Raw genomic sequence first — 9,223 nt, 5'->3', positions numbered from 1 at the left:
GCGCCCGGTGGCATAAGGGGCGCGGGGTCCTTGGGCGCGGGGTTCTGCTAACCCCGCGGGGCCCGCGTTGGGCGCGGGGTCCTCCTAACCCCGCAGGGCCCGCGACCCGGGCGCGGGGTTCTGCTAACCCCGCGGGGGCCGCGACCTTGAGAGAAGGTCGCGCCCGGTGGCAAAGGGTCGCGCCCGGTGGCAAAGGGTCGCGCCCGAGCATGGAGGCGTATGTGAGAGACCATGTCAGAGTCCGTGCCGGTGTGATCTTGGCCATGACCGCCGCGGCGGTGGGTCTGCTCGCCGGGTCCGCCGCCGCGCAGTTGAGCCTGACGCCCACCATGAAGGGGCTTCAGGTGCGGGTGAACACGACCAGGAGTTACCAGATCGGCGTCACCAACGGGAGCAGCCGCGCGCTGTCGTGCACGATGCGGGTGCAGCCAGCGGGGATGACGGAAGATGGCAGGCCGGTGACCCTCAAAGAAGGGGCAAGGAGCGCCGCGTCGTGGACGACGACGAAGCCGGCCCAGTTCACCCTTAGCCCCGGCCAGGGTCGGAACGTGGAGGTGACGGTGAAGCCGCCGGCGGGCGCCTCCGGCGGCTACAGCGCGATCGTCAGCGTCTCCGTGCCGCCGGGCGGCGGTGTCCGCGGGCGTGGATCCGCCGTCGAGTTGGGCTTTCTCGTGAGTCATGTTCTGGTGGTCACCGTACCCGGCCCCAGCATGCGGGTAAAGGCCGAGGCGAGCGACGTGCGGATGTCCAGGGACAACGACGGCCGGCTGCGGGTGTCAGCCAAGCTGAGCAACGCCGGCGACCTCCACCTGTGGTCGAGCGGGAACGCTGCGGTCCTGGGGCGCACAGGTCGCGCGGTCAGTCAGGCGGCATTCGAGACTCGCACGGGCCTGGTTCTTCCCGGCAGCCACAGGGTCTTCCAGGCGGTGCTCCCCGGGCGGCTGGGGGACGGCATCTACACGGTGCGGGCTGACTTCTTCGCGGGAGGCCGGCGGCTGGCCGGGGCCACGCAGACGGTCACCCTCATCAAGGGCAACGTAACGGCGGGCCGGCCGACCCCGGAGCAGGAGGCCGCGCTGCTGGCAGGCCTTCCGCGCTTCGACATCTCGCGAGGGCGGGCGCACTATGACCTCGCCCCCGGAGGCCAGCGCGCGGACAGCGTGGTCATCAGAAACGTCACCAACAAGACGATCGAGGTCATACCCGAATTGATGTTCTGGGACCTGGATGAGAATGCGGACCTCTACTTCGGCACGAAGGACTCGCGGCATGGGCGCGCGGGGATGCAGTTCGTGACCTATTCTCCGCAGCGCCTGAAGCTCGCGCCCGGCCGCCTGGTGCGGGTGAACTACACCGTCAAGGTGCCGCGGGGGGCGGCGGGGGAGTACTATCCCGCGCTGGTTTTCCACGAGCAAGGGCGTCCCCTGCCGAAAGACCCGCTGTTGATCCGCCAGCACGCACTGGTGCTGTCGTTGGCGGCGAAAGGGACGTGCGAGCGGCAGACGAAGGTCGCGGTGGCGGGCTTCAAGCGCGATGCAGCGGGAGGCGGGACGCTCCAGGTGACCGTGAGCTGCGTCGGCAACGCCGGGGTGGAGATCGAAGGGACAGCGCGCATCACCGGCGCCGGCGGCAAAGCCGTTGGCCAGCCGCAAAAGTTCGGCGGCGAGGGGGTGGTGCTGCTGCCCAAATCGCAGGCGACCTTCAAGGTCTCATTCCCATACCGCATGGAAAAAGGGCGCTACACGGCTAACGTGACGGTGACCCAGGTGGGAACCAAGAACACCATCGGCAGCGCCAATCACCAGTTTGAGGTGGGGGGATGACCGTTGGCGAAGAACCTGCCCCTTCGACGTTGCTCAGGGCAGGCTCTGACCGAAGCCGAAGGGGCCTCTGCCGGGGTTAGTGAAGGGCGATAGGGGATTCTTCGCTGGCGCTCAGAATGACATCATCGCGGGCCTACGCATAATCCGAGTCTAAGGACATTGCCGAATACCTCAACACGTGGAAGTGAGCCCTGCCGCGCTCGGTTCCGCGGGGAGGATGTGAACGATGACAATGGCGTCTACTAGGTGGCGCTGCCTGCGCCTTGGCGCGGCGGCGGCTCTGTGCGTGCTGCTGGTCGGCGGGTCGGTCGCGCAGGCTGCGGACCAACCAGCGCCGCCGGCGGCAGGCGCCGCTGAGGCCCCCGCTGTGGACGAGAGCCCCCCGACAACGGCGCCCGGAGCGGAGAGCGCGCCGCCGCCGGGGGCGAGCGAGGAACCCGGATCAGCCGTCGCCCCTGTTGAGCCGCCGGGCTCCGCGGTTACGGCACCCGACTTGCCTGCAGAAGACGACGAATCGCTGGCGGCAGCCGAGCCTCCGGAGGCTGCGCAGGTACGCCGCAACGAGCAGGGGGAGCCGCTGGTCAGCAACGTGTTCCTGGACACCGACCTACGCCAGGCGCTGGTTGACATTGCCGCCCAGACCAGGGAGGTGATTGTGGCGGACATGACGACACAGGGCGTGGTGACGGCGGATCTCGAAGACGTGCCGCTGGAGCAAGCGCTCGACATCGTCCTGTCAATGGGCGGATTCGCCTGGCGCAAGATGGACGGCTACTACCTGGTGGGGGCGGCAAACCCGGACAACCCGAACTTCGCGGTGCTGTGCGAGACCGAGGTGGTGGCTCTGCGCTATGTCGAGGCCTCCACGCTGGTGGGATTTCTGACGGGGCCGTATGAGAAGTACATCGCGGTGGAGATGCCCCGCCCGCAGCCGCAGCGTGCGGCCGGCCAGAGGGAAAGGACCTTGCTGGCAGTGGGGCGCAATCGCCTCATCATCACCGCGCCGCCCTCTATCATGAAGCGCATCAAGGAGGACCTGGCGCTCATTGACGTTGCCCCGCGCCAGATCATGCTGGAGGCCAGCATCATCGAGTTGAGCGAGGAAGCGCTCAAGGAGGTCGGCATTGACTGGACCCTGCGCCATTTCCAGTTCGCCTCCCAGGTGGTGGCCATGGGCGGCGCCGGGGCAACCACCGGCCAGCTCAGCGCGGGGTCGTTGGCTTATACTGAGCTCACCAACACGGAGACAGCGACGCTTAAGGCGCTGGTGGAGAAGGGCCAGGCCAAGCTGCGGGCCAACCCGCGCGTGGCGACCGCCGACGGCGAGATGGCCGAGATCGAGGTGGGCCAGGAATCATACTTCACCATCGTCACCGGGCCGGTCACCTTTCCCTCCACGACGCTGCAGCAGATTCCCTCCGGCATTACCCTGCGCATCACCCCGCGGGTGGTCGAGGACACGCGCGAGATCGTCGCTGATGTTGATACCGATGTTCGCGATGTGACCGGACGCGGCGCCAACAACCTGCCGGAAATCACCTATCGGCGGGCCTCCACCCGCGTCGTAGTCAAGGATGGTCAGAGCATCGTCATCGGGGGGTTGACCACTGAGACCGAGCAGCGCACCCAGCGCAAGGTGCCGCTGCTGGGCGATCTGCCCTTGATCGGGCAGTTGTTCCGGCGCATCTCGACCCACAAGCGGACCAGCGAGGTCGTCATCGTCATCACCCCGCACCTTCTCGACCAGGGCGGCAACATCCCCAGCGCGCCGCCGACGCCCGCTCCGTAGCCGGCCTCGATGTCGCCCTCGTGGACCAGCAGTGCCACGAGGCCGCGCGCCCTCAAGAATGACACCCCCTGGGCCCGATGTGATTTTGAGCGTCACGCCTCTGGCGGGAATCTTGGCTTCAGTGCTCAGCAAACTTGGGTAACGGTCAGCTCAGCGTTTCCTTGACGCCCCCGACAGGCCGTTGCTATACTTCCCATGACGCTGGCACAGGGCCGCCGAGGCGGAAAGGCCCCCGCGCGACGACGCCACCGACCGGCCCAAGCTCGTCGCACAATCCGCAGGGCCAAGGAGGCACCGGTGACAGATACCACGTCCGCCGCCCAGCAGGCGCGCATAACCGCCTACTTGCAGCAGGTCGGCCGCATCGTTGACCAACTGCCGCCCGACGCTATCGGCGACATCGCGGAGGTCATCTTCGACGCCTACCGCCGCGGACGCCATGTCTTCGCCTTCGGCAACGGCGGCAGCTCTGCCTGCGCCTCTCATTTCATCGAGGACGTGGCCAAGGGCATTGATTACGGCGCCGGGCGGCCCCGCTATCGCGCTTTGGCGCTGACCGAAAGCGTCCCCCTCATCACCGCCTGGGCCAATGACACCACCTACGACAACGTGTTCGCCGAGCAGCTTCGCAATTTCGTCGAGCCGGGCGATATCGCCATCGGCATCAGCGCCAGCGGCAATTCGCCCAACGTCCTGCGCGCATTCGAGCTCGCCAAGCAGGTTGGCGCCACCACCATTGGCCTGACCGGCTACGACGGCGGGCAGTTGCGGCGCATCGCCGACCGCTGCATCGTCGTCCCCTGCGACAACATGCAGCAGATCGAGGACCTTCATCTCATAATCTGTCACCTCATCTTCGTCTGCTTGCGCGACACCGAGGCCGCGGCCCGGCTCTAGTCGCGCCGGCGCGACAGGCAAGGCTTCCCCGGGCGGCGCATTATCTGGCACTGATGCACGGCCTTTACGTTATCACCGAACGCTGGCGGTGCGGCGATCATCCAGTTGCGGGATAAGGAAATGCCGGTGCGCGAATTGTTGGTCGCCGCCGAGGAACTGCGAGAAATGTGCATCGCGGCGGGCGCGCCGGTGGGGCCGCAGTGGCTGGCCGAAATCCGCCGAGCCGTCTCCGCCCCACTGGTGGCCGTCGGCGGCATCAGCGTCGCCAACGTCGCTAAGGTGATGCGCGCGGACGCGGACGCCGCAGCCGTCGTTTCGGCCGTCAGCCGCGCCGATGACATGGTCGCTGCCGCCCAGGCAGGGCAGGTGGGTGGGAGGGAGGTAGAGAGCAGGCGGCAGACTCGGTGTCTTCTGACCGACTCTCTGGATGCGCTAGAGGGGCGGTCGCCGGATTCGGTGCGCTCTTATCGCCGCGACCTGGAACCGCTCCTGGCTGAGCCGCAGGTTGAGACTCCCACCGGGGTGCGCGACTTGGCGCTGCTGGCGTTTCTCTACAACACCGGCCTGCGAGTCGCGGAGTTGTGCGCCCTCAACCGTGCGGATGTCCAGTTGCCCGCCGACGGCTGGGGCCAGGTGCAACTGGTGGGCAAAGGGATGCGCCTGCGCTGGGTGCCCATCAACTCTCATGCCCGCCGGACGCTGGAGGACTACCTTGCCCAGCGCCAGGACGATAACCCCGCGCTGTTCCTCAATCGCAGCGGGGAGCGCTTCTCGGTGCGGGGAGTGGCTTTGCTGGTCAATCGCTATCTGCGGCGCATCGGCATCACCGATCGCTCGGGGCCGCACCTGCTGCGCCACACCTTCGCCGCCCATGCCTTGCGCTCCCGGCCCAAACTGCGAGCCGTACAGGAGTTGCTCGGCCACTCCAGCGTCACCACCACGCAGCGGTATACGCACATGGACGCCGAGGACCTGCGCCGGCAGGTGGCGAGGCTGCCAGCAAATCGTTTTCGGCTGTGACAATCGGCCGGAACAGAGTTCCCTCAATGGGAAATCCCTCGTGGGGCCGCATGGGCCAGAGTACGAGGGTGAGCGCGGTCGCGGCCAGCGGGTGGCCAGATGCTGCTGCTACCTGGTGACTGGCGGCGGTGCACACAGCAACAGGGAGCGGCTGAGGATCTCGCCAGTTTCGCTGCGTTCGGCCGGTGCAATGTTGAACTTCGCCACTTCGCCGCTGTCCCACAGCTCGACCATGACCTCCACCACCCTCGGATCGAATTGAGTGCCGGCCAGGGCCTTGATCTCCTGTACCGCGCGAAAGACGACCGCCCCCGGACGATAAGGACGGTGCGACACCATGGCGTGGAAAGCGTCGGCCACCGCAAGCACGCGGGCGAGGATATGGGTCTCTTCACCGCGCAGGCGATCGGGATAGCCATCACCATCCCAGCGCTCGTGGTGGTTGCGGATCATGCACAAGACGGCGGGGCCGGGATTAAGCGGCCGCATGATTTCCTCGCCGATCGCCGCATGTTGGCGGCACATCTCGATCTCTTCCTGGGTGAGCGGCCCTTCTTTGAGCAGCACCGCATCGGCGATCCCGATCTTGCCCAGGTCGTGCAGTGGGCCATACGCAAGCAGGGCCTTGATCGCCTCAGCTTCCAGGCCCAACCTCTCTGCCAGCAGACAGGCCACGCGGGCGACCGCTTCGCCGTGAGCAGCGCTGTAGGGATCGCGCGCGGCGAGCGAGCGCGCCAGCACGTGCAGGGTTCTGAAGTAGGACTGCCTTAATTCCTCGTGCAGCTCGGCCGCTTCGATCGCCTTGCTCGCCATGTTGGCGAGGGTGGTGAGCAGGTTGAGGTCCTCGGGGCTGAAGCTGTTGTGGCGCATGGCCGCCAGCTCCCCGCCCACGATATCGGACACCCTCATCGGCGCCGAGATCGCAGCGCGGACGTTGCCCCAGGCTTGCAGCTGCTGGGCGACGTCGGGAGCGCTTTCCAGCGACCGCAGCGCCGGCCCGCCCTCTTCGACCGCCGCCTTGGCGATGGCCTCGGGCATGTCGCCTTCGGGTTGGAGCTCGGCGAGCGTCCCCTGGCTGTGGGTGTAAAGACAGTCGCCTTTGGCCTTGTCGAGCAACACCAGTGAAGCGGCATCCGCTTCAACCTGGGCGACCAGCGCTTCAACCACCAGCTCAGAGATGCGCTCGATGTTCAGGGTGCCGGCCAGATGTGTGCTGGTATCGCAGAGCTTGTTCAGGCGATTGACGCGCGCATCGAGGGCCTGCGCCGTTTGGTGCAGCTCGCGCAACAGATTGCGGTTCTCGACGCGCTGGGCCCGCTCCTTGTCGGCGAAGTAGGCAACCGTGCAGGTGAGGAAGGCGAGCAACCCGATGAGCAGCAGCGACTCGTTGAAGTCGGCGACGGCGTACTCTTCGCCGTAGGCGACAACCAAGACGAAGGCCAGGCCGAGCAAGCCGACCAGCGACATGGCAAGCCACATGAGCTGCTTGCGATGGCGGTCCAGGTGATGCTCCCCACCTCGGTCAAGCGACTTCGGGTTTGCGGAAACCAGTTGTGTGCTGCTCAAGCCGTCCCCCAACGGCTGCCGACAGCCCGGTGCGGCGGCTTGGCGGCTGCGCAGCCGCCAAGCACCAGAACGGTTATTCCATGATTTCCGCCGCTTTTCCCAAAGCAACGACGCGGCCTCGATGTCAGCGGTCCGCCCATCGGCTCATTCGTGGGTCCTGGGGCCCGGAGCAGCGGAATTGTAGATGGCGTGCTCCAACCGGGCAAGCGCGTGCGTGATCACCTGGGCGCGGTGCAGGCGCTTGCGACGCGTGAGTTTCCAGACGCGTTCAATGGGGTTGAGCTCCGGGCTGTAGGGAGGCTGGAAATCCAATGCGAACCGCTGGCCATGCGCGTCTCGCCAGGGTTGGTGGAGGGTGGCGTAATGGAACTGGGCGTAGTCTGCAATGACCACGATCTGCCGGTCGGGCCGGCGACTGCGCCGATAAAGTTGTTGCAGGAACTCCAGGCAGGTTTGACCATTGAAGTGGTCCGTCTCAGGGCGGGGGTAAAGGCCACGTTTCAGAGCATTGTACTTGACTGAACTATCCACGCAAAGCCTCAATCGGGGCGATTTGCATGGCCGCACGGGCGGGCAGCAAGCCGGCTAACAACGCGGTGAAAAGACTGGAGAATAGAGCGCTCGCCATCCAGAATCTCGTGACTACCAGGTTGGTACCCTGCGTGCCAGAATAAACATGGACTACCACTATGCCGAGTGCTATCCCCAGCAAACCTCCCAGAAATCCTACGAACGCGGCCTGAATCAATACTTCGACAGCCTGTCGCAGGCGCGTCGCGCCCAGGGCGCGGTGTATGCCGATTTCCCGCAACCGACCGCTCACGTTGGCAACTAACATGCCTACCAAACCCAGTAGGCCAACTGCGAGTAAGCTGGTACCGAGCAATGCAAAATAGAATCGCACAATGACAAAACTCTCTTGCACCTTTAGCATCTCAAGCCAACCTGAATATACGTAAAAACTGACCTTCTCGTCTTTCCTCCGCGCGAGTGCATCCTTTATGCGTGACACTTCGGCTTCGATAGCTCCCTTCTTCGGAGATGTCCTAATAACAGCAAGAACTCCGTCCGGCGGGCGCGCGCGGAAATGGATTCGCGCGATCGAAAGCGGGATCATAATGTCCATGTCGGCCATGCCAATCCTACTGAGTTGATCCGCAACGCCTATCACTGTATACTTAAACTCACCTAACCGAATCGGTCTTCCCACCACGTCTTCGCCGCCCAACCTATCGACAAAGTCCTGGCTGACGACACAAACTGCCCGGCTTTCGCGAACATCTTCGGGTGACAAGAAGCGTCCACGCTCCATCTGTACTTCCTGTGAGCTGAAAGTAATGAACTCTGAAGGGACCGCGTAAGCACAGGCTTCCTGGATTGGATGCCTGCCGGACTTTGGCGTCAGATTCCTATAGCTTAGCAGTATCGCCGTTCCTTTGCCCATTGCCTGCCTCGCCAGCATTCCGGCCTTATCCGCCACAAAGCTCCCCGGCTTATCCTTGGAGAAGAGTACCACTTCGATCGTCGGTATGGGTGATGTTGATGAGCGAATGCGTTCTATTGGCCTTGAGACGAGAGCCTCGCTGAGCGCACCAACACAGATAAAGGCAGCCACGCCGATAGCTAAGGCCAATACCGCCATAAAGAAAGTAATAGGACGGCGGACAAGTGCCTGGTATGCCTGGGTAAGCACATCTCGCATTTAGATAACATCCTTCTGATTCACGATTTCAGCCGGATTGGCCTGAGTGGCTATGGATGCACCCTGAAGTCCGGCTAGTATCCCGACGAAGATGATGACAGCAAGCAGTAGCGTGAGTGGTATGACAGGAAAGCCCAGCGGAAGATTGTTGTTCATGTGCGCGCTGAATTGCCCCATCGCTTTGTAGAAGGCCAATAACCCAGCAGCCCCTCCTAGTGTACAGCCTATCACGCAGATCAAGATGCTTTCAAATAGCACGGCAGTGAAAATGCGTGACTTCGTCGCGCCTATTGAGTCTCGCATAATACCTTATATAGTTCAGGATAGAGTCCAGAGTGTTTGAGGAAAGCGAAAGCCAGGTCGTCTGTGCGCCGCACCCGCCGGATGCCGCGTCGCACTTGTGCCTCCAACTGGCACAGGTCGTCG

8 protein-coding genes are annotated in these 9,223 nt (G+C 64.4%); 4 read left to right on the top strand and 4 right to left on the bottom strand.

Features of this window, described 5'->3' with window-relative positions:
• The first annotated feature begins 221 nt into the window (after nucleotides 1-221).
• From VM221_03595 to VM221_03580, 4 genes are all read left to right on the top strand, one after another.
• Nucleotides 222-1,823 (top strand): hypothetical protein, encoded by a 1,602-nt coding sequence (locus VM221_03595; GenBank protein HUT73906.1) that lies wholly within the window; start codon nucleotides 222-224, stop codon nucleotides 1,821-1,823.
• 226 nt (nucleotides 1,824-2,049) lie between these two features.
• The gene (locus VM221_03590) at nucleotides 2,050-3,612 is read left to right on the top strand and encodes a hypothetical protein (protein ID HUT73905.1); all 1,563 of its coding nucleotides are present in this window, start codon (nucleotides 2,050-2,052) and stop codon (nucleotides 3,610-3,612) included.
• Nucleotides 3,613-3,909: 297 nt separating this feature from the next.
• A complete protein-coding gene (locus VM221_03585) occupies nucleotides 3,910-4,509 on the top strand; it encodes an SIS domain-containing protein (protein ID HUT73904.1) in 600 nt (199 codons plus the stop codon).
• Between the two features lie 126 nt (nucleotides 4,510-4,635).
• Complete coding sequence (locus VM221_03580; protein ID HUT73903.1) at nucleotides 4,636-5,529, top strand: tyrosine-type recombinase/integrase; 894 nt, start codon at nucleotides 4,636-4,638, stop codon at nucleotides 5,527-5,529.
• Between the two features lie 108 nt (nucleotides 5,530-5,637).
• On the opposite strand, the gene VM221_03575 is transcribed toward VM221_03580, so the two are convergent.
• The 4 genes from VM221_03575 to VM221_03560 form a co-directional block, all read right to left on the bottom strand.
• The gene (locus VM221_03575; protein HUT73902.1) at nucleotides 5,638-7,095 is read right to left on the bottom strand and encodes an HD domain-containing phosphohydrolase; all 1,458 of its coding nucleotides are present in this window, start codon (nucleotides 7,093-7,095) and stop codon (nucleotides 5,638-5,640) included.
• A gap of 144 nt (nucleotides 7,096-7,239) precedes the next feature.
• Nucleotides 7,240-7,626 carry a transposase gene (locus tag VM221_03570; protein HUT73901.1) on the bottom strand — a complete coding sequence of 129 codons (387 nt, stop codon included), beginning with the start codon at nucleotides 7,624-7,626 and terminating at the stop codon, nucleotides 7,240-7,242.
• A complete protein-coding gene (locus tag VM221_03565) occupies nucleotides 7,619-8,797 on the bottom strand; it encodes an ABC transporter permease (GenBank protein ID HUT73900.1) in 1,179 nt (392 codons plus the stop codon). The genes VM221_03570 and VM221_03565 overlap by 8 nt, the downstream gene beginning before the upstream one ends.
• Nucleotides 8,798-9,100: an FtsX-like permease family protein gene (locus VM221_03560; GenBank protein ID HUT73899.1), complete on the bottom strand. Its 303-nt coding sequence runs from the start codon at nucleotides 9,098-9,100 to the stop codon at nucleotides 8,798-8,800.
• Between the last annotated feature and the right edge of the window lie 123 nt (nucleotides 9,101-9,223).

It is taken from the genome of Armatimonadota bacterium (assembly GCA_035527535.1).
Lineage (GTDB): Bacteria > Armatimonadota > Hebobacteria.
Note: the sequence above shows the minus strand (reverse complement) of the source record. Positions and strands in the feature narration are given on the sequence as shown.

Coding starts and splice junctions, on each gene's coding strand:
- VM221_03560 (HUT73899.1), bottom strand. CDS start 9,100: ATGCGAGACTCAATAGGCGCGACGAAGTCACGCATTTTCACTGCCGTG.
- VM221_03565 (HUT73900.1), bottom strand. CDS start 8,797: ATGCGAGATGTGCTTACCCAGGCATACCAGGCACTTGTCCGCCGTCCT.
- VM221_03590 (HUT73905.1), top strand. CDS start 2,050: ATGACAATGGCGTCTACTAGGTGGCGCTGCCTGCGCCTTGGCGCGGCG.